The following is a 19792-nucleotide window of genomic DNA, read 5'->3' on the forward strand; positions in this document are numbered from 1 at the left end:
AGGCTATGGTCGTCGGGTACTGTCTCGCTTCGAGGGAATGCTTCATGCTCGCAACGGCCGTCGAGGCTGTCCGATCGGTTGCCGCGACCGAGTGGGACGGTCTGGTGGCGCCGGGTGATCTCTTCTGTGGTCACGCCTGGCTGCGCCATCTGGACGAGGCCGTGGCCCCGCATTCGGCGGTGCTCGTCCGCCGAGCGGGTGTACTCGCCGCGGCGCTGCCGCTGTGGGACGCGAGCCACGGGGAGGGCACCCTGTTCCGGCTGCCGGAGCTCTTCCCGCATGTTCCCGAACTCGGCCGCGCCGACCTGCTGTGGGCGGGCGCACGCCGTGCGGTCCGTAACGGTGTGCTGTCCGAAACCGGTCCGACGCGCAGTGCCACACTGCGACATCTGCTGGCCGCGTCGGTGGACCATGCCCGCGAGTGTCGCCGGGACGGCGTGATAGTCCCCTATCTCCCGGTGCGGACAGCGCGGGAACTGGCCGCGGCCCACCCGCACGCCTCGCTACTGCTGCACTCGGCCGAGGCCACCGTCCATATCCCGCAGGATCCGGCCAGCGATCCGCGGCCGCCGACGACCGGCCACAACCGTAAACGGCGGCGCCGGGAACTGCGCGATTTCGCCGCAACCGGGCACACGCTCGAATGGACCGGCCTCACCACCGAGGTCGCCGACCGGGTGGCGCCGCTGATCGCGAACACCCGGGCCAAACACGGCAGCACCGGCGGAGTCGCCTGGATGCGCCGGATATTCGACGCCCAGCGCCGAGCCGGTCTCGACGCGGCCGCCGCGACACTGCTGTGCCGGCGCGAAGATGCGCTGGTGGCCGCCGCCGTCTGCTATCGCCACGGCAACAGCCTGCACGGCCGCTACTTCGGCGCCGACGAATCGGCGGGCCGCGCGGGGGCGGCCTATTTCGTGACCACCTGCCACGCCCCCGTCGTCTACGCCCGGGCGCACGGCCTGCACCGGGTACACCTGTCGACGTCGGCGCTGGAGGCGAAGGTACGCCGGGGCGCCACTGTCGAACCGCTCGCGGCCGTCGTCCTCCTGGACCGGGACCGCTTGCACCCGCACACCGTCGAGGCGCACAACCGCAAATTCGCGGCCGGCCACCGCGACAGGTTCAGTGACTATGCCGCGCTCCTCGACCCCCGATGGCTCGACTTCATCGACTGACCGGACAGGACAACGATGCTGCACCTCGTCTACCGATTCGCCCCCACGCCCAAGGCCCGGGCCGACCTCACCGCCTTCTGGCGCTGGATCGCCGACCGCCAGCTCTGGTTCTACGACGGGCTGGACATGGTCCTGGATACGACCTGGCACACCGTCACCATCGGCGATCACGTGCACTGCCTCGAACACAAGGTCACCTTCGCCGACGAAGCGGCCTGGGGCCGCTACCGCCGGGAAGTGCACCGGCGGGCCACAGATCCGGAGTGGGAGCGGCGCCGGACCGGCCAGGACGAGTGGTACGACATCATCGATTCCAGGATCCTGTCGGATCCGCCGATCCCCGTCCCGCTCCCGGGCCGCGACACAGCCCGATCCACCGCTGCCGATGAAGTTTTCCGCTCCGCGTCCGAGCGCAGCCGGTACCTGCTCGACCGGGCACGGTTCTGCACACTCGCCACCGAGGGGCCGGACGGGCCGTGGGCCGCCACGGTGAATTTCGTGGCGCGGCACCGGCCGCTACAGCTGGTCTGGTATTCGCTGCGTGAGGCCGAGCATTCCGTGAACCTCACCGCGCGGCCGCGGGTTTCGGGAACGATGTTCGTCACCGGACTGTCGGGTGCCGAGGCACCCGCCGGGATCCCGATCGACGGCGCCCAGTTCGTCGGCAGCTGCCGGGAGGTCGGCGCCGCGGAGCTACCGGAGTTCTACGAGTACTACTACGTGACGAACTTTCCCGATGCCGGCGAGCGCGCCCGGTGGGCGCTGCCCATCGATACGTTCCGGGGTGACGGCCCGCGCCGCTTCTACCGGCTCGAGATCGAACGCTGGTGGCTCTACGATGCCCAGCGCTGGACGGTCGACAAACACGACCGGCGTTTCGAAGTCGGTCTGTCCGAGATCACCGCGCCCTAGGCGCAGCACGCGGGGCGCGAATCTCCGCGCTCCGCTCGCTGCCACGGCTACGCGGTCGCCGGTGCCTCCACCTGCGCAGAGAAAGCGCAGCCGGAAAACCGAGGGACGGAATCGTGGCGATTTCTACATTCTTCCGCGGAGTCGGATCGACTGCCGGGGCCGAGCTCACCGATATGGCCGACATATCGATCGTAGCCGGGGTGCCGTACCGAGATCGCGGCCGTTCCGGAGGCGATGACAATGGCGGCCGGTCCGGTGACGCCGAGGGCGCGTATCCGGCCGACCGCACCCGGTAAGCGCTCCTAAACAGATATCGACGGTGCAGGTCACGTATCGGATCTATATAACGAATTCGACCGGACTGTCGCCTCGGGCGCGGATCCGTAGCATCGTGACATGAGTACTTATGTGACGAGGAACCCGACCACAGGTACTACCGAAAAAGAATTCCCGGGTCTGCCCGACGACCAGATTTCCGTCGTCGCCGAACGAGCGGCCGAGGGATTCGAGGAATGGCGCCGCACCCCGGTGGCCGAACGAGCCCGGGCGCTGGCGCGCACCGCGGATCTCTACGAGGAACGCGCGACCGAGCTGGCCGCGGCCATTACGAAGGAAATGGGTAAACCGGCGCGGGAGGCGGCCGAGGAGGTACAACTCGCCGCCGATATCTACCGCTGGTACGCCGAGCACGGTCCCGACCTGCTGACCACCGAGCAGCTCGACCCCCAGGGCGCCGAGGAATCGGTCATCCAGACCTTGCCGATCGGGCCGCTCGTCGGCGTGATGCCGTGGAACTACCCCTACTATCAGGTGGCGCGCTTCGCCGCGCCTAACCTGCTGCTGGGTAATTCGATCATCCTGAAGCACGCCTCGATCTGCGCGGCCTCGTCGAAACTCATGGCCGATGTGCTGCACGACGCGTCGGTCCCGGAGAACGCGTATATCAATGTGTACGCGAGTTCGGGGCAGATCGCCGAACTGCTGGCGCATCCGGCGATCCGCGGGGTGTCGTTGACCGGTAGTGAGCGAGCAGGCGCCGCGGTCGCGACCGAGGCGGCGAAGAATCTGAAGAAATCGGTACTCGAACTCGGCGGTTCCGATCCATTCATTCTGCTCGACACCGAAGATATGGCCGAAACGGTCCGCGTCGCCGCCCGGGCACGCCTGTCCAATGCCGGTCAGGCGTGCAATTCGCCGAAGCGCTTCATCATCCTGGACGATCTCTACGACGACTTCGTCGACGGGCTGGTGGCCGAGTTCGAACGCGCGGTCGTCGGCGATCCAACAGACCCGGAGACCCAGGTGGGGCCATTGTCGTCGGTCACCGCCCGCGATACCGTCGCGGACCAGATCGGCACCGCCGTGCAGCAGGGCGCGACCCTGCACACCGGCGGCAAGCCGGTGGACGGCGACGGCGCGTTCCTCACACCCGCCGTCCTCACCGGTATCACCCCGGAGATGAACGCGTACTCGGAAGAGGTCTTCGGCCCCGCCGCGATGGTCTACCGGGTGTCCTCGGTCGACGAAGCGGTACGCCTGGCCAACGATGTGGAATTCGGCCTGAGCGGGTCGGTGTGGAGCACCGATACCGCACGAGCCGCCGAGGTCGCCGATCGGCTCGAGGTCGGGATGGCCTACATCAACGAACACGGGACGACACTGCCCGGGCTGCCGTTCGGCGGCGTGCACCGGTCCGGTTACGGTCGTGAGCTGGGGCGCTGGGGAATGGGCGAGTTCGTCAACGCGAAGCTCCGGCGCACCTCGGCCCACCCCCACTAGATGTGATGTCCAGGGAGGTTGGTCAGTCTCGAGTGCTCATCGATCTGCTCGCCCACCTGGGCCCTGAACTGGATCGGGTGTGGGCGGTGGCAGCGGATCTCGCCGGACCGGCGCGGCTGAACGTGTCGTGGGCCGGGTCCGCTACCAGTCCGGCCTGGCTCGATATCGCCCGGGAGTACACCGAGTTCTGGGTCCATCAGCAGCAGATCCGCGATGCGGTGTCCCGGCAGGGGGCCGACGAGGTCGCGCTGATGCGCCCCGTGCTCGTGACTTTTCTGCACGCGGTGCCCTGGGCGCTCCGCGATCGAGTCCGGGCCCGCGGGACATCGGTGCGATTCGAGATCACCGGTCCGGCGGGCGGTAACTGGTCGGTGACGTCCGACGGAACGAGGTGGGATCTGATCGCGACGCGGCCCGAGGAGCCCGCCGCGGTCGTTCGTATGGACCAGGACGTGGTCTGGCGGCTGGCGACTCGCGGGATCACCGTCGAGGAGGCGCGGCGGCGCTCCGAACTTCGGGGCGACCCGGAACTGACCGAATCGGCGACGACGCTGCTCGCCGTGGTCGCCTGAGTCGGCGCCCGGCGGACAGCGCAGGCCGGGCCGGATTGGGCAGCCCGTGGTGGTCGGCCCGGGGTCAGAAGCGGCGTTCCGCGCTCGGTGTGGAGAGATACGTGTTGTTCGTGACGGACTACAGCACCCCGGTGGGTTACTTCATGGCCACCCGTCACCCCGCGGCTGGTTCTTCATCGGCTCCTCTCGCGGCCGTCGGCGGCGCTGGTGCAGCATGAAGACCTGCGGCAACCAGGCCAAAGCGGCCCGCTACCGCTCCTCGCATCCGTGATGCCATCGACCGCGACCGCAATCCGTTGAAACCGGCATGAACTCCGGGCTGCGGCCGTCGGGGCGGCTGCTCACCGAGGTCCGGCCTCGCGCAGTCGGTCGGCGAGCCGGGCCAGCACCGGCCGCTGGCCGGTGCTCAGCTTGTCGTGAGCGGTGGTCAGATCGAACCATTCGGCCCGATCGACCTCGGGAAACGTCCGGTATTCGCCCGACCGCGGCGGCCACTCCATTTCGAAAGTCCCCGGCACCACCCGAGCCGGATCGAGGTCGCCCTCGACCGCCCACACCGTCACCTGCTTCTTACCCCGCCCGCTGCCGTACCGCACCTCGCCCAGCGCGATCCACTCCCCGTCGGGCACCGGCACACCCAGCTCCTCGTCGAATTCGCGACCGGCGGCGGCGCGGGCGTCCTCGGTCTCCGGCTCGTACTCACCCTTGGGGATCGACCAGGCCCCCGAATCCTTACGCGCCCAGAGCGGCCCGCCCATATGCCCCAGCAGCACGTGCACCTCCGGCTCACGACGAAACAGCAGGACTCCCGCGCTGTACTTCATGGCGTGCAGTCTGCCGGACTCCACGCCGGCGGCGAGAATTACCGAGAACGAGACCGGCCCGGGCCTGTCGGCTCCCCGGTCACTGCGGGGTGACGGGCCATTTCAGCGCCGTGAGCAGTTTCGCGCGGTCCTCGGGCGAACCGGTCCACTTCTCGTCGTCCTCGACGATATCGGTCAGGGCGCGGAACACCACGTCCAGCAGCCCCGGGAACCGGGCCTGCAGATCCGCGTAGCGCAGGCGCATCACCCGGGTGCGTCCGGTGACCGTCGTCCGGGTGATGCCCGCTTCGCGTAGGACCCGGTAGTGGTGCGAGAGCGTGGACTTGTGCAGGTCGATGTGCCGGCCGAGTTCGCCGCAGTTCTCGCCCTCGTCGGCGGCCAGGCAGGCCACCAGTTGGAGCCGGATCGGGTCGGACAGCGCGTGCATGACCGCCGCCAGCTCGAGGTCGGCGGTATCCGGGTGCGACAACTCGGCGGGCACGAACGCGCCTCCCTCCAATGCTTGACAGTTTGAGAATCATACAACAATCATTATTGGACGTTATTCAAACAATCAGGAGGCAGCATGTCCGGCGAAGCACGCACACCCGTCGCGGTTCTGGGGCTGGGATCCATGGGTTCGGCGATCGCGCAAACTCTTCTGACAGCCGGGCATCCGACGGTCGTGTGGAACCGCACCGGGGCGAAGGCCGGCGCACTGGTCGAGTTCGGCGCCATCCGCGCGTCGTCGGCGGTCGCGGCCGTCGCGGCCGCTCCTCTTGTCGTCGTCTCACTGCTCGACGACGACGCGGTGGGCGCGGCATTGCGCGACGCGGGTCCGCGGCTGCGCGGGCGGGTGCTGGTGAACCTCACCTCCACGACTCCCGAGCAGTCGAGGAGGCGTGCCGAATGGGCCGGTCACCACGGTGCCGAGTACGTGGACGGTGCCGTCATGGCGGTGCCGCAGGGCATCGGTACACAAGATGCGCTGCTGCTGTACTCGGGCTCCGAAAGTGGTTATCGCACAGCGGAACCGGTACTGCGCACGCTCGCCGGACAGGGCACCTACCTGGGCGCGGACCCCGGACGCGCGGCCGCGTTCGACGCCGCGCTGGTGTCGGTGTTCTGGCTCTCGTTCTTCGGTGTGTCCCTGGGCCTCGCACTCGCCGCGGCCGAAGGGATCGAGGGCAGTGAACTCGTCCCGTTCACACCCGCCGTGGTCTCGCTGCTGCCCGATATGGCGACGCAGACCGCCGCGCAGGTCGAGGCCGGGCACTATCCCGGTGACGACACATCCATTTCATCGGCCTATACCGCCTTCACCACACTCCGCGACGTGATCGCGCGCCACGGGATCGACACCGGCGTGCTCGACGCGACGGGCGAGGTCTTCCGGCGCGCGCTGGCGGCGGGTCACGGGGCCGAGGGACTCGCCCGTCTGGTCCCGGTACTCGCCGGCAACCGCTGACGGTTCACGCGGGCCCCGGCGTCGAACGACATTCGAGCACCGGCCACCGCCCGAGCCCTTCCGGGTAGTGCGGCCACTGCGGGCTCGGAACCACCGCCGCGCACCGGACCGAAACCGGGCGCGATCACCGGCCTCGGACCGGAGCGGGGACGCGGGCCCGAGGATCGATACCCTGACCGGTGGCCCGGGCGCGCTTCGAATTTCGGGAACTTCGCCGGAGGGCTGCGGGTTCTCCCGGTCCGCTGCCGCGGCATCGGCGGAGCCGGTTTCGTGGCGCTGACGACCAGCGCGGCCCGCCCCCGGACCGAAACCCGTCCGGCCACCCGGCCGGGTGCGCCGGATCAGGTCGCCGGGGGCTGGGCCGGCATCGGCAACTGCTGCTCGCAGACGTGTCCCACGAATTCGCCCGTCGTGGCCGCGGGCAGGTGTCGCGCGATATCGGCCTCGGTGACGATCCCGATCAGGCGGCCGCCCTCGGTCACCGGGAGCCGACGCAACTGGTACCGCTCCATCATCGACAGCGCGTCGGCCACGTCGATATCGGCGGCCGTGGTATGCAATTCGTCGGCCTGAGCGAACTCTCCGGCGGTGGAGGTCGCCGGATTGCGGCCGAGAGCCACACAGTTCACCACGATGTCCCGGTCGGTGACGATCCCGACCGGCCGCCCTTCGCCGTCACAGATCGGCAGGGCGCCCACATCGCGCTGCCGCATCTGCTCGGCAGCGGTGGCCATGGTGTCCCGCACGCCGATGCACACCACTGCCGGATGCATGATGTTACGCACTGTGGTCATACTTCCTCCTGGTTCCGAGGTCGTTACCTGTTGTTCGTTCATCACGCTCCGGCGGCGCCGGCGTGGCACTACCCGATCGACTCCTGGAAGGTCACGCCCTCCTGGAACGCCTGCGCGACGTCGGCGAAATCGGCGACCGGGTAGACCTGGTATTCGGCGATCACGCCGAGTTTCTGGGGACCGTCGAGCAGGTCCATCGGGTTGTCGGTCTCGATCGCCACGAATCCGCCGGTGCCGTCGAGCAGGCCGACCATCTGCTGGTGGGTCACGCCATCGGCCGGTTTCCAGCTTCCGAAAACTTGCAATGCCCGCTGAATACTCGCCTCGTTCGCCGCTGCGGAGCCGTTCCAACAATACGTCCAGGAAACCACGTATTCATCGTTCCTCCCAGAGATGTTCCGAAGATGTTGTTCTCGTGCCGCGCGGCCCGCCCGGAAATGCCGGACCACCGGCGCGACCGCCGGATCAGCTCTTCTCGACGGCCTGCCCCGGCCCTTTCACACCGTCGCCGTGATACCGCTGCGGACGGCCTGCGCGACGGCCGGATGGGCGAGTATTCGGCAGCCCACTCGGGCCGGACCGGGTGGCGGTGGAGCGACTCCGGTCCAGCCACGCCATACAGATCCGGCCGCGAAGAGTCGGTCGCGCATATCCGCCGTCACCGCAGTCCGGCCGGGTGGGTGTCACGCCGCCGTCACCGCGACCGGCTCGGTGGCGCGGAGCCTCCGCGCCCCTGTTCTCCCCCTCGGCCGGGCCGGCGCCGAAGCTGCCGGACACGGGGAAGAAGACATCGCGCTGGACGGGCGCGCAGTCGGCACCGGCCCGTACCGGCGGGCGCGCGAGCAGGCCGGCCAGCTGGGGTGAGGGTGGCACGCCGAGCTCCCGCGGGATCAACCGGTGGACCGAAATGGTCCGTGCCCGTCCGCTCGGCTTGCGCACGGGCTCGGGCGCGCGACTCTGCTGCCGTACGACCGGTACCGCGCGGTACCGGTCCATGCCACCGCCTATGCAGCGATCGACATCCCCGGGCGGGCCGCCGCCTTACGCGGCCGATAGGGACGCCAGGAAACAGGGCAGGGTCGGTGGGTACTGCATGGTGCAGATGAGGCCGGCCTCCGTGGCAGCGTTCTCCCGTTGCGTCACCACGGGCTGCTCGAGCGGCAGGGCCCGAGACGGAACCGCGATGGCGAGAGGAGCCGCCGAGAGGAGAACGGCGAGAATTCCGCCGCGAACAGCATTGCGCACGATGTTTCCTTTCCGAGTGACATCCCGACCCACACATGTTCCAGTGTGCCGGAGTCGGCCCGCCCGTCCGGCAGACCTGTGCCGGCACCGCACGGATTGCGGCACCGGCTTCGGGGAACTCCTGGACAACCGACTACATCCGACCGAACAGCTTCCGGTGGTCAGCCGCCCGATTGTGCGGCACGACCGGGGCGCACCCGAACAGCAGGAGGTGTTGCGTTGTCCGTGGACCGACGCGACGGGAATTCCGGGACAGACGTCGAACAGCCCGGCGACCAGGCCCGGCCCCGTGCGGCCGCCGAACGATTCGCCGTCCGGAGCGCCGCGGGGTTGCTCGCAACGATGGGCGCCGGGATCGGGTTCGGACTGCTCACCGCGCTGGTCCGGGTGCGGTGGCAACCGTTGCAGGCCGCGGATCAAGCGGTCGCCGACCGGGTGACCGCTGTCGTCGCCGAGCATGCGATCCTGCGCGATATCCTCTTCGCCGTCACCGATCTCGGCGCGACGCTCACGTTGACCGGGGTGCTCGCCGTGGGTGCGCTCTGGCTGCTCCTGCGTCGTCTGTGGCGGCCGGCCGTGCTCGTAATACTCACCGGCGCGGGCGGATTGACCCTCAACCCCGTGGTCAAAGAGCTCGTCGCGCGGCTACGGCCGGTGGTGGAAACCCCGGTCTACCGCTCCGACGGGTGGAGCTTCCCCAGCGGGCACGCCATGAGTTCCCTGGTGTGTTACGGCATTCTCCTCCTGGTTTTCGCACCCGTCCTGCACACGAGAGCCCGGCGCGTGGTCACCGGGTGCGCGCTCCTGCTCGTGGCGGCCGTCGGGCTCAGCCGGATAGCGCTGGGCGTGCACTACCTCACCGATGTCCTCGCGGGCTGGCTGCTCGGCTCGCTGTGGCTCACCGCGATCACCGCCGCGTTCCATCGCTGGCGTGGTGACGCCGGGCTCGGCCATACGGGCCCGCTGCCCGGCGACGTCGGGCCGGACGAGCGAGACGACCTCCGGCCGGTCCCGGACCGGCACGCCCCCACGATGCCGCATCCATGGCGCGGGCTCGGCGAGCTCGCAGTCGCGTGGGTTCTGCTCGTGGGACTGCTCATCGGGATCGGCAAGCTGGTAGACCTCGGCGGAAACGGCAGTATGCTCGCCCGCTGGGATCACGGAGTCGTGACCGCACTGGCCGCGCACCGCGATCCCGCTCTCACCCCCGTGCTCGATGTGTTCGGCGAAGTCGGCAACACCATCGCGGTCGTTATCGTCGCCCTGGTCATCGCCGTTCTCGCGGTGGCGGTCCTGCGCAGCCGGCGACCGATGTTGTTCCTCGGCGTCGCACTGCTGGGCGAGGTCACGCTGTTTCTCACCGCCTCCGCCATCGTCGACCGCGCGCGACCCGACGTCACCCCGCTCGATCCCGCACTGCCGCCGACCTCGAGCTTTCCGTCCGGACACCTCGCCGCGTCCCTGACCCTCTACGCGGGCAGCGCCGCACTGCTGTGGTACTCCACCCACCGGCGGCCGTATCGGCTGCTCGCCGCGGCGCTGCTCCTGATCCCCGCCCTGGTGGCGGCGCAGCGACTGTATTCCGGTGCGCACCACCCCACCGACCTCCTCGGTTCGGTGCTGCTGGCATCGATATGGATCACGGTCTCCTGGTGGGTCGTCCGGCCGGTGCCGGCGCGCGCGGCTACCCGCGAAGTTTCAGCAGCAGGTAGGCCGCCATGGACGGGCCGTCGGTGAGCACCCCGGTGCGCAGCATCGCCTCCACCTCCGACTCGGGGAACCACCGCTGGCGCATATCCTGTTCGGTGTGCTCACGATTCGGCTCGCCGGGCGTCAGCTCGGTCGCGAGGAACACGTGACAGCCCTCCCCGGTCATCGCGTTCGCGCAGTGCAACCGGCCGAGTCGTTCCAGCCGGCCCGCCGTGAATCCGGTCTCCTCGGCGAGTTCGGCCGCGGCCAGTTCCTCCGGGCTACCGGTCACGCCCTCGGGGAAGGCGCCGGACGGGAACTCCCACGACCGGGCCCGCACGGGATAGCGGTACTGTTCCACGAGGTGGAAACCGCCGTCATCCCACGGGATGACGAGCGCGAAATCGGGTTTGTCGATCACCGAGTAGAGCCCGGGTGACCCGTCCGCGTGCTCGATCCGGTCCTCGCGCAGCGACAACCACGGATTCCGGTAGACGACCCTGGACGACAGCGTTTTGATGGACACTCCTCCAGTGTCGCGCCTTGTCTGTGCCACCGTCCGGTCACCGGCCGTGACGATTTTCGTGCTTCCGGCTCGCAGCGGCTCCGTGCCGGCGCAGTTCTGTTCGCTCCAGCCAGGTGTAGACCGCGTCGTACCCGGCGATACCGAGCGCGATCGATCCGAGAAGTCCGGTGATCACCGTGGCCGGGATCAGGCCCAGCATTCTGCAGAGCACGGCGGCGACCACGAACCCGATACCGACGACGAGGTTCCACTTCCCGATGCTGCCCATAACTCCACCGTTTCTCCGGGCGGCGTAGGCACCCGGTTCGAGCCGCTCTCCGGAAACCTGTACCGCATCGCGCTTCGTTCGTCGAAGCCGTTGAGCACAATCGACAACGCGGACCGGCACTCTTGTCCCCGTCGCACGAATCTGCGCCCCGACGACGAAAGTCGTCACCGTTCTGCGGAACCGGAGCGCAATCCTCTTCGTTGCCTTGGTGTCCGCGGATGGCAAGACCCCCGGTATGGGGTCGGACACAGGCATCAGACACGGTGTAATCCTCGGCCTCCGTGGGCAACACAACCATAAATAGTGTTGCCGTGTTACATTCGAAAGAGCCCCCAGAGGGCGACCGTTCGGTATGTGATGGAGGCGCGATAATGACCGATACCGCCCTCTCGCTCGGTGTTCGGCCCCGCGGTGTTCAGCCGGTCGGCGCGGACACCGACCGGCCCAGCATCCCCCGCGCCTACGACTACAGCCTGGGCGGGAAGGACAACTACGAGGTGGACCGTTCGGCCTTCGAACGGATCCGGCGAACCGCGCCCCGGCAGGGCGATGTGCACGTCACGAACCGACGCTGGCTGACCCGTGCCGTGCGATCGCTGGCCGAAGGAGCCGGGGTCCGGCAGTTCCTGGATCTCGGTGCCGGACTGCCCACCCGCGATCCCCTTCATGTCGTCGCGCAGGAATGCGGACGCGGCGATGTGGAATTCGTGTACATCGACAACGACCCGCTCTGCGTCGCCCACGGCCGGGCGATATTGGAGCGCAACGAGAACACCCATTACCTTCCCGGCGATCTCACCGATCCCGCCGCCACAGTGGACAGGGCCGGCCGCTACCTGAACCTGCGGCAGCCGATCGCGGTCCTGTTGGGTGCGGTGCTGCACCACCTCGCCGACGACGACGATCCAGCGGGCGTCGTGGCGCGGTACATCGATCTGCTCCCGGCCGGTTCGTATGTGGCGATCACGCACTACTGCGATCCCGGCCCCAGTCGTCCCGAACTCCACGAGCTGGCCCGGGAACTCGAACGGTACATGCAGGAGGAATTCGGTTCGGGACGGTACCGCAGCCCGGAGCACATCCGGGGATTCTTCGGCTCGCTGGACCTGGTGGAGCCGGGGCTGACCCCGCCGGACGAATGGTGGCCGCAAGGGCCACCGGTCCGGGTCGCGGCACCCGAAGAACACCTCATCCTGGGTGGTCTCGGACGGAAACCGGGGCGCTACCTCGAACCGCTCCGGCTGGTCCGCCGATAAGCCTCCCGGCGCTTCCTCAGCCGGGGCCGCTCCGAACCAACACCGCTGCCCCGCGTGGTACCGCATCGCAACAGGCGCCCGTCACTCATCACACCCGGCGGCGACCAGGGCGCGTAGGGTGGGGTGACGGGTGCACATTTGCCTTGAGACTCCAGGGTCGGCCCGGCCACGATGCAGTAATGCATCTCGACTGATCCAGGTCTTTTATGAAGCCAACCAGTTTTTCCGCCGTACCTCGCGGCCCCGCCGCACCGTCGTCGAGAACGCCCGACGACCAGCTGACCTTCCGGAATCTCCGGCGTGGCGAAATCGTCGTTCTGGCCGTCCGCGGCGAAGCGGACGCGTTCACCCTGCGCCTATGGCGGCAGCGGGTGCGCGAAGCCGCCGACAGCGCTACCACCGGATGTGGCGCGCTGATCATCGATGCCACCAGGCTCGATTTCCTGTCGTTGTGCACACTGGGGGCCTTGGCGGCAGACGCGGCGGACTACCGCCGCGTCGGTGTGGAGATATGCCTGGTGACCGGTAACCCGAGCCTCGCGCGTCTCGCCCGCATCGACCCCCATACCGCCGGCCTGCCCATCCGGTCCACCGTCGTCGCGGCGGTGACCGCGCTGCGGCCGGAGACCGCGACGGTCGGGCCGGGCCGGTCTCGAGCCCCGCTCATCACCCGGGGCGAGCCGGGAATCGACCGGCCCGCTTATCTGGCTGGCCAGATCGTTCCCGGACACACGGCCGGAATCCCGGACGCTGTGATCGGTGCGGCCACACCGCGCCGCCGCTAGTTCGCATTCCGTTCGACCTGTACCCCGGCCGGGGACCACGGTCTCCGGCCGGGGTTTTTCACGCCTCCGGCCGGGCGAGCACCATCACACCGGTGCTCCGACGTAGGGTGGGAGGCGGGCGTGGCCACCGGCAGACGCACGCGGCGACGCCGCCGGCCGAGGATGGGTCGGCACCTGCTGCGGAAGGTATCCCCGACCATGGCGACCAGCACACAACCCGGTGACGGCACGTCGGACACCGCCGAGCGGTCCCGGATACCGGCGGACCTGGCCGAGCGATTGGGCGGTCCGGCCCGGTACCTGGAGTCCCGGACGGATGTGAAGGACACTCTGCAGGGCATTGTCGATACCGCGGCGGGTACCGTGCCGGGCGCGGCGTACGCGGGCATCTCGGTGATCACGCGGCGGCGGACGATGGAGACACTGATCGTCTCGGCGGCGCTGGTCGAGGAGATCGACCGCGCCCAGATCGAGTTCGAGCAGGGGCCATGTCTAAACGCGCTGTACGAACGCCACACCGTGGCACTCCCCGATACGGCCAGTGAGAAACGGTGGCCACGATTCGCCGCGCGCGCCGCCGACCTCGGCATCGGCAGTATGCTGTCGTTCTAGCTCTATGTGCTCGGCGATGATCTCGGCGCCCTCAATCTGTACGCGCAGGTGCCCCGCGCCTTCGGCGCCGACTCCGAGCGGGTGGGACGGCTCTTCGCCGCCCACGCCGGCGTGGCGATGGCCACCGCACAGCAGGTTTCGCAGTTGAAGCACGCCATCGACACCCGCGACCTGATCGGTCAGGCCAAGGGCATTCTCATGGAGCGGCACAAACTGACCGCCGAACAGGCCTTCGCCCTGCTGGTGCGGGCCAGCCAGCACAGCAATACCAAGCTCACCGAAGTCGCCTCCTACCTCTGCCGCAGCGGCGAGTTGCCCACCGGCCGGTAGTGCGGGCCGGAGGTACGCCGCGTCGTCGCCCTGTGCACCGGACCACAATCCTTCAACCACACTGAAGGCACCGTTAAGCTTCAGGCCACCTGAAGGCCTAGAGGGAGCTGTTCGTGCACAACCTGCTGCTGTCGGTCCATGTCCTGTCCGCGATCGTTTTCATCGGAGGCTCGGCTGTGGCCAGCGAGACCTCGAACACCCCGCCCGGCCGGCACCGAATATCAGCAATCGAGCGGCCACCACATTCTTACCCTGTACGGGCCGAACCCATTCCCATCGACTCCAGCACTTGCGCAGGTGAGCCGGAATATTGTGCGATTTCCGTGGGTCGAACTGCCAACGTTCCGCAAATTTCCGACATGCGCATTCTCTGTCAACGGTGGTTAAGTTCTCGTTGTTCGTCTCCTCTCACAGCCCGGAAAGTGATCGAATGTTCTGTACCGGAGGAGAAAAGGAAATATCGTCCGGGCCCATGCCCAGGAGGTTGTCACCGTGACCGAGACCAGCGGCGCCACGCTGCGTCCGTCCAGACTGGACCGGTTGGTCCAGCTCGACGAGAACGAGGAACTGTCCGTCGAAGACGTGCGGTCCGCAGCGCGCGAGCTAGGTCTGGCGGAGGGACAACTTCAGCAGTGGCTGACGGTTCACAGAGCGCGGCGTACTCCGCCCGCGCCGGCGGTGGTCCCGGAAGCCGCCACTCGCATCATGGGTTACCGCGACGGCGAACACCGGGACCGGATCTCCGAAGTCGTACTGACCACCGGTGACGATGTACTGCCCCGGATACCGGACAGCGATGTCACCACATTTCGCGCCGACGCCCACCGCGAGCTGACCGCCTCGGAATTCGCCCGCCTCGACGCGGTGTACACCGAAGGTATCGAGGCGGCCTGTCGCCGACTCACCGCGCACACCGGCCGTCCGTGCACGCACCACCACCCGGACGGCGCCGCCGCGGCCGCACCGTTCGGTGGCCCCGGCGCCGCCGGATACCTCTCGGGCGCCCGTCCCGGGTTTCCCGAGACGAACCACCCCGGCGATCGGCGCGAAATCCTCGGGCTGTACCGGTTTCTCGGCGAACTCGCCTGCGGCAGTCCGGGCCGTGGACACACCGTGGCCCGGCTGCGCGGGGCGCAGGCCGGCTTCCTACTGCACGGTATGCGATTGGAACTGCCGCCCGACCTCAACTATTCGGTGGGCCCGGGGTTGACCACAGCGCGCATCGAGGACAGCACCATCGACAGGATCCGCCAGCGCACCACGAACCCGGTCGACGCGGCGGCGCTCGCCACGGTGTTGTGTACCGGCGCCACCACAGTGGAACTCGGCTCGGTGCCGTGTACGGGGCTCAGCCGCGACGGGCTCGTCTTCACCGGGCCGATCGGGTACATGCAGGCCGCGGACCTGTACGTATGGGTTCTGCCGAGTCCGGTGCGGACGCTGCTGCACGAGGCCCGCGCGTACCAGGAAGCCCGCCCCGAGCCCGCGCCGAGACTGTTCGCCGGCGGCATCGGCGGTGCCGGTCGCCGCCTGCGCCAGACCGCCGCGCGGTGCGCGGTGACAATGCCGGACCTCCATCACTGGCACCACAGCTGGATTCGCGGGGCCGGGTTGCTGCGGGGGGTCGACTCACCGGAGCCCGCGCGCAACACCGATATGTTGTTCGCGCTGCGGCTCTGCCCGAATCCCGCGCCGCCGCGGAGTCGTTCGGTCTGATACCGCGGCGATACGATTCGCCGCCCGGCCGTGGGCGGCCGACAGGCGCAGCGGGCCGGACGCGCCGTGTCGGCGTTCGAGAAAGTCCCGGACGCCGCCGACGCCCACGGGAGTGGTCACCCGGGCCATGCGCCTTCCGGGGCCGCAGCGCGGCCGGTGGTGTGCGCGGGTACGGACGGCGCGGTGGGCACGCCGTGTCCGGGGAGGACTGTCGCCAGGCCCCCGAGCACGTCGGCCGTCTGGTCCGCGGGACCGCCCCGGGTGTGCGCGGCCACTGTGAAACCGGGGCCGAACGATACCGAGGCGACCTCCTGCGGCGGGGCATCCGACCACCCCCATTTCGTGCCCTGGACACCGGGCAGCGCGCCCGTCCCCCAGTTCTGCTCGGTGCCGTCGGTGGCGCGGGGTGCGGCGGTGGCCATCCAGGACAGGATCGGTGAGGCGGGATCGGTGCGCAGTGTGGCGTCGAGGAAGTCGGCGACGTCGGCGGTACTGGTGGTGGCGCTGCCCCAGTTCGGTCCCGGCCGGGTTTCCGCCAGCCCGTATTCCGTGGCGACGGCCGCGATGGCCCGGGGGTATTTCGCCGCCACCGCGTCGGCGGCCGCATCGTCGGAATACCGGATCATCCGCTCACCGTGGGCGAGGTCGTCCGCCGAACCGTCGCCGTGGCGCAGTGCGTAATCGGTGAGGTAGAGCTTGGCCAGCGACAGCGCGCTGCGCACCTGGTGTTCGTCGGCCGTACCCCAGTGCAGGCCGGTCAGTGAACGCACCGAGATGGTCGTGCGTGGCGCGGGCTCGCCGGCTGCGGGCGGAACCGGAACAGGTACCGGCGCCGCCCGCGCGACAGGAGGGCCGAGAGCGCAAGAGGTGACGAGTGCGGCGAAGGCAAGAGCGCGGTAGTCCATGGCCTCTCCCGGCGTCGGTGCGGGCACGGCCGGCCCGCGTCATCGACCACGTTCCCCCGGGCACGGCGCACAAACTCCGGTCACGACTCATCGCGGTAACAGTCGGCGAACGGTGCAGCCAACCCGGCGGACCGACCGGCCGGATCCGCCGGCGCACCGGGCAAGCCCGCCCGGCCGCTGGTTCCGCCGCCGCCGGCGCGATGCTGTTGCTCGATCCGGTGGTCGGTTTCGACGCGACCATCCCGTCGCTGGTGTTCGGCGAGGCCACCGACGACGACGGGAACCCGCTGTACCGGGTCGTGACATGCTCCCTCGACACCGGGCCCGTACCCGCCACCGCGGGATATTCAATGGTCGCCGCGACCGGACCGGAAGTGCTCGCCACCGCGGATACGGTGATCGTGCCGGGCACCAAGTACCGCGCCGCCCGCTCCGGCGGCGAACTCGGCACCGCCCTCGCCGCGGCACTGGACACCGTGCCCGCCGATGCCCGGATGGTGTCGATCTGCACGGGCGCGTTCGTACTCGCCGCCGCGGGAGCCTTCGACGGTCGCCGCGCCACCACCCACTGGCGCTACGCCGACGATTTCCGCCGGCTGTTCCCGGCGGTCGAACTCGACGAGACCGTACTGTTCGTGGACGAGGGCGAAGTACTCAGTTCGGCGGGCCTGGCCGCCGGAATCGATCTGTGTCTGCACATCATCCGCCGCGACCACGGCGCCACCGTGGCAAACCGGTCCGCCCGATACTGCGTCGTACCGCCCTGGCGCGAGGGCGGGCAGGCCCAGTTCATCGAACATCGGATACCCGGACCCGACGATCTCAGCACCGCCGCGACCCGGGCGTGGGCACTGACCCGGCTGGCCGAGCCGCTCAGCGTAGCGGTCCTCGCCACGCACGCGCAGATGAGCCCGCGTACCTTCAGTCGCCGATTCCGGGCCGAGACCGGGCTGTCCCCGGGGGCCTGGCTCCGCGACCGCCGGATCGATCTGGCGCGGGAACTGCTGGAGTCGGCGGATATTCCGGTGGACGAGGTCGCGGAGCAATCCGGGCTGGGTTCACCGGACAACCTCCGCCACCATATGCGGCGTGGCCTGGGGATGTCGCCTTCGGCGTACCGGAAGACATTCACCGGCTTGTGACCGGCGGCGCCCACCCGCCAGTGGGAATGTGCCCGGGCCCGTCCGGGTAGATTTCCACCGTGGCCGAAAAGCTCAGCATTGAACAGCAGGGCCGCCACCGATGCCCATAGATGTACCGACCGCGACCGGACTGGTGATCCCGGGTCAGGAGTTCCGATGGGACGAGGCCGATGCGCGGCGCTATCGGCACGCTATCGGCCAGCATGATCGGCAATCAGGGGTACTGCCCACTTTTGCCATGACCGCGCCCGGCGCCTTCGGTATCGCCTCCCCGGACTTCTATCACCAGCAGCCACCGGAGATCCGTTTCCCCGGTATCCGATTGCGTCTGGCCACCCTGTTGCAGCAGGAACAGGAGCTCCGGGTACACGCCCGGATACCGGAGTCCGGCGTCGCGTGGTGCCACAGCCGGGTGCTCGAGATAGCGGATCGCGGCTCCGCCGCTGTCCTGGTGCAGCGCACCGAACTGATCGGCGCCGACGGGGTACCGCTGGTGTCCGGTGTCTCACGCATTCACGCGCGCGGCGAGGGCACCGGCACGGGCAGGGGCACCGGCGGAAGTTCACCGGCCCCACCCGCTCCGGATCGGGCAGCAGACGTGGAGATCGTCGTCCGTACCGACGACCAGCAGGCGGTGTGGTATCAGCGCAGCGGGAAGAACAACTCGATGCGCGGCAATGTGCACACCGACGCGGAATTCGCCCGCGCGGCCGGTCTGGACGGTCCGATCTTGCAGGGGGTGTGTACCTATGCGATGGTGTGCGCGGCGCTGGTCGACACCGTTCTCGATGCGGAGATCGCCCGCCTGCACACCTATACCGGACGATTCACCGGCATCGTGTTCCCCGGCGAATCACTCCGCACGCGGGTCTGGACCGGCAACCGTGTACACCACTATCACACCACCGTGCCCGAACGCGGGGACAAATCCGTCCTGGTGGGGGACCTGCGCACCGACTGAGGAACTGGTTCTCACCCGGAGGCCATGAACGCGGCGATCTCCCCGGCCACAGCGTGGGCGTTCTCGATGTGCAGATGGTGTCCTCCCGGGAGCGTGACCTGACGCAGTTTCGGGACGATACCGATCCGGGCCGGATAGTAGGGCTCCACCAGCGCTGTGCGCTCGGCCGCCACCAGTAGCGTCGGTGCGGTGATCTCGCCCAGGAAGGCGAGGACCTGTTCCTCGGCGAGAGTCGGGGTGATACCGCGATTGAGCCGCACATCGTGGCGCCAGGAGAATCCCTCCGGTACCTCGATCAGATCCCGCGCCACCAGCAATTCCGCCGTATCGAGAAGGATATCGGCGAGTTGAACCCGCGTTTTCACGGCGTGCATGCGGCTGCGGTACACCGGATGCCGATCCCCGCGGAGATAGGTGTCGAGGTATCGGGCGATGCCGGACACCGCCTGTTCCGGGGCAGCGGACAGTGGCCCGATGGCGTCGATCAGCACGAGTCGATCGACCTTGTCGGGATGAATTCCGGCGATGAGGGAGGACACCGCGCCGCCGAGGGAATGCCCGATCAATCGGAATCGGTCCCAGCCCGCGGTGTGGGCCAGTTCGAGTACACAGGCCGCGTAATCGAGATAGCCACAGGTGATCGACGGTATCGGGTCGGACAGACCATGACCGGGAAGGTCGACCGCGATCAGGTCGGCACCGGCGAGTTGTTCGGCCAGTGGATCGAATCCGGCGCAGTTGTCCAGGATGCCGTGCAGGCATAACACGGGCAGTCCGCTACCGCCCCGACTGCGCCGGCCGCGCACCGTGATTCCGGCCTTCGGCAGCGAGAAGGATACCTCGTCCATCGC

General features: G+C 68.8%; 23 protein-coding genes. 14 read left to right on the forward strand and 9 right to left on the reverse strand.

The features are described 5' to 3' along the window. The first annotated feature begins 44 nt into the window (after positions 1-44). The 5 genes from ACQPYS_RS18015 to ACQPYS_RS18035 all read left to right on the forward strand — a co-directional run bounded on the left by ACQPYS_RS18015 (position 45) and on the right by ACQPYS_RS18035 (position 4712). Entirely contained in the window at positions 45-1178 is a 1134-nt protein-coding gene (locus ACQPYS_RS18015) for a peptidogalycan biosysnthesis protein (RefSeq protein WP_433490266.1), read from the forward strand. A 15-nt stretch (positions 1179-1193) separates the two neighbouring features. Beyond that, a complete protein-coding gene (locus tag ACQPYS_RS18020; protein ID WP_218020738.1) occupies positions 1194-2090 on the forward strand; it encodes a pyridoxamine 5'-phosphate oxidase family protein in 897 nt (298 codons plus the stop codon). Positions 2091-2486: 396 nt separating this feature from the next. Then, positions 2487-3869 carry an NAD-dependent succinate-semialdehyde dehydrogenase gene (locus ACQPYS_RS18025; protein WP_433490267.1) on the forward strand — a complete coding sequence of 461 codons (1383 nt, stop codon included), beginning with the start codon at positions 2487-2489 and terminating at the stop codon, positions 3867-3869. A gap of 5 nt (positions 3870-3874) precedes the next feature. Continuing rightward, positions 3875-4441 (forward strand): hypothetical protein, encoded by a 567-nt coding sequence (locus ACQPYS_RS18030; RefSeq protein ID WP_433490268.1) that lies wholly within the window; start codon positions 3875-3877, stop codon positions 4439-4441. 49 nt (positions 4442-4490) lie between these two features. Then, on the forward strand, positions 4491-4712 hold the full coding sequence (locus ACQPYS_RS18035; protein ID WP_433493074.1) for a CGNR zinc finger domain-containing protein: 222 nt from the start codon (positions 4491-4493) through the stop codon (positions 4710-4712). A 70-nt stretch (positions 4713-4782) separates the two neighbouring features. Here the strand turns inward: ACQPYS_RS18035 and ACQPYS_RS18040 are convergent, their stop codons facing one another. Both ACQPYS_RS18040 and ACQPYS_RS18045 read right to left on the reverse strand, forming a co-directional pair. Then, positions 4783-5265 carry an NUDIX domain-containing protein gene (locus tag ACQPYS_RS18040; RefSeq protein WP_063035190.1) on the reverse strand — a complete coding sequence of 161 codons (483 nt, stop codon included), beginning with the start codon at positions 5263-5265 and terminating at the stop codon, positions 4783-4785. A gap of 79 nt (positions 5266-5344) precedes the next feature. Next, positions 5345-5746 carry an ArsR/SmtB family transcription factor gene (locus tag ACQPYS_RS18045; protein WP_245664451.1) on the reverse strand — a complete coding sequence of 134 codons (402 nt, stop codon included), beginning with the start codon at positions 5744-5746 and terminating at the stop codon, positions 5345-5347. An 84-nt stretch (positions 5747-5830) separates the two neighbouring features. Between ACQPYS_RS18045 and ACQPYS_RS18050 the strand changes: the two genes are divergently transcribed. Beyond that, entirely contained in the window at positions 5831-6712 is an 882-nt protein-coding gene (locus tag ACQPYS_RS18050) for an NAD(P)-dependent oxidoreductase (protein ID WP_433490269.1), read from the forward strand. 341 nt (positions 6713-7053) lie between these two features. Here ACQPYS_RS18050 and ACQPYS_RS18055 read toward each other — a convergent pair whose 3' ends face one another. From ACQPYS_RS18055 to ACQPYS_RS18065, 3 genes are all read right to left on the reverse strand, one after another. Continuing rightward, positions 7054-7506, reverse strand: coding sequence for a CBS domain-containing protein (locus ACQPYS_RS18055; RefSeq protein ID WP_433490270.1), 453 nt, complete (start codon positions 7504-7506; stop codon positions 7054-7056). A gap of 68 nt (positions 7507-7574) precedes the next feature. Then, on the reverse strand, positions 7575-7955 hold the full coding sequence (locus tag ACQPYS_RS18060) for a DUF3303 domain-containing protein (protein ID WP_433490271.1): 381 nt from the start codon (positions 7953-7955) through the stop codon (positions 7575-7577). Between the two features lie 592 nt (positions 7956-8547). Continuing rightward, positions 8548-8751 (reverse strand): hypothetical protein, encoded by a 204-nt coding sequence (locus ACQPYS_RS18065; RefSeq protein WP_433490272.1) that lies wholly within the window; start codon positions 8749-8751, stop codon positions 8548-8550. A 225-nt stretch (positions 8752-8976) separates the two neighbouring features. Here ACQPYS_RS18065 and ACQPYS_RS18070 point away from each other — a divergent pair, with 225 nt between their 5' ends. Further along, positions 8977-10488, forward strand: coding sequence for a phosphatase PAP2 family protein (locus ACQPYS_RS18070; RefSeq protein WP_433493075.1), 1512 nt, complete (start codon positions 8977-8979; stop codon positions 10486-10488). Here the strand turns inward: ACQPYS_RS18070 and ACQPYS_RS18075 are convergent. Continuing rightward, positions 10436-10966 (reverse strand): NUDIX domain-containing protein, encoded by a 531-nt coding sequence (locus tag ACQPYS_RS18075; protein ID WP_245664453.1) that lies wholly within the window; start codon positions 10964-10966, stop codon positions 10436-10438. The two genes, ACQPYS_RS18070 and ACQPYS_RS18075, sit on opposite strands and share 53 nt — an antisense overlap. A 37-nt stretch (positions 10967-11003) precedes the next feature. Further along, positions 11004-11234 (reverse strand): hypothetical protein, encoded by a 231-nt coding sequence (locus tag ACQPYS_RS18080; RefSeq protein ID WP_433490273.1) that lies wholly within the window; start codon positions 11232-11234, stop codon positions 11004-11006. Positions 11235-11605: 371 nt separating this feature from the next. Between ACQPYS_RS18080 and ACQPYS_RS18085 the strand changes: the two genes are divergently transcribed. From ACQPYS_RS18085 to ACQPYS_RS18105, 5 genes are all read left to right on the forward strand, one after another. Next, positions 11606-12490 (forward strand): SAM-dependent methyltransferase, encoded by an 885-nt coding sequence (locus tag ACQPYS_RS18085; RefSeq protein ID WP_084480411.1) that lies wholly within the window; start codon positions 11606-11608, stop codon positions 12488-12490. Positions 12491-12696: 206 nt separating this feature from the next. Continuing rightward, positions 12697-13275: an STAS domain-containing protein gene (locus tag ACQPYS_RS18090; RefSeq protein ID WP_433490274.1), complete on the forward strand. Its 579-nt coding sequence runs from the start codon at positions 12697-12699 to the stop codon at positions 13273-13275. A gap of 198 nt (positions 13276-13473) precedes the next feature. Continuing rightward, complete coding sequence (locus ACQPYS_RS18095) at positions 13474-13887, forward strand: hypothetical protein (protein WP_433490275.1); 414 nt, start codon at positions 13474-13476, stop codon at positions 13885-13887. Between the two features lie 6 nt (positions 13888-13893). After that, positions 13894-14217 (forward strand): ANTAR domain-containing protein, encoded by a 324-nt coding sequence (locus tag ACQPYS_RS18100; RefSeq protein WP_433490276.1) that lies wholly within the window; start codon positions 13894-13896, stop codon positions 14215-14217. Positions 14218-14709: 492 nt separating this feature from the next. Beyond that, complete coding sequence (locus tag ACQPYS_RS18105) at positions 14710-15933, forward strand: hypothetical protein (RefSeq protein WP_433490277.1); 1224 nt, start codon at positions 14710-14712, stop codon at positions 15931-15933. A 116-nt stretch (positions 15934-16049) separates the two neighbouring features. On the opposite strand, the gene ACQPYS_RS18110 is transcribed toward ACQPYS_RS18105, so the two are convergent. Continuing rightward, positions 16050-16703, reverse strand: a complete 654-nt coding sequence (locus ACQPYS_RS18110) for a hypothetical protein (RefSeq protein WP_174551663.1) — start codon at positions 16701-16703, stop codon at positions 16050-16052. Positions 16704-17038: 335 nt separating this feature from the next. Here ACQPYS_RS18110 and ACQPYS_RS18115 point away from each other — a divergent pair, with 335 nt between their 5' ends. Continuing rightward, positions 17039-17980, forward strand: coding sequence for a GlxA family transcriptional regulator (locus ACQPYS_RS18115; protein WP_433490278.1), 942 nt, complete (start codon positions 17039-17041; stop codon positions 17978-17980). A gap of 100 nt (positions 17981-18080) precedes the next feature. Continuing rightward, a complete protein-coding gene (locus ACQPYS_RS18120; protein WP_063035143.1) occupies positions 18081-18941 on the forward strand; it encodes a MaoC/PaaZ C-terminal domain-containing protein in 861 nt (286 codons plus the stop codon). A gap of 11 nt (positions 18942-18952) precedes the next feature. On the opposite strand, the gene ACQPYS_RS18125 is transcribed toward ACQPYS_RS18120, so the two are convergent. Beyond that, on the reverse strand, positions 18953-19789 hold the full coding sequence (locus ACQPYS_RS18125; RefSeq protein WP_431937606.1) for an alpha/beta fold hydrolase: 837 nt from the start codon (positions 19787-19789) through the stop codon (positions 18953-18955). Between the last annotated feature and the right edge of the window lie 3 nt (positions 19790-19792).

The organism is Nocardia grenadensis (genome assembly GCF_050942415.1).
GTDB lineage: Bacteria > Actinomycetota > Actinomycetes > Mycobacteriales > Mycobacteriaceae > Nocardia > Nocardia grenadensis.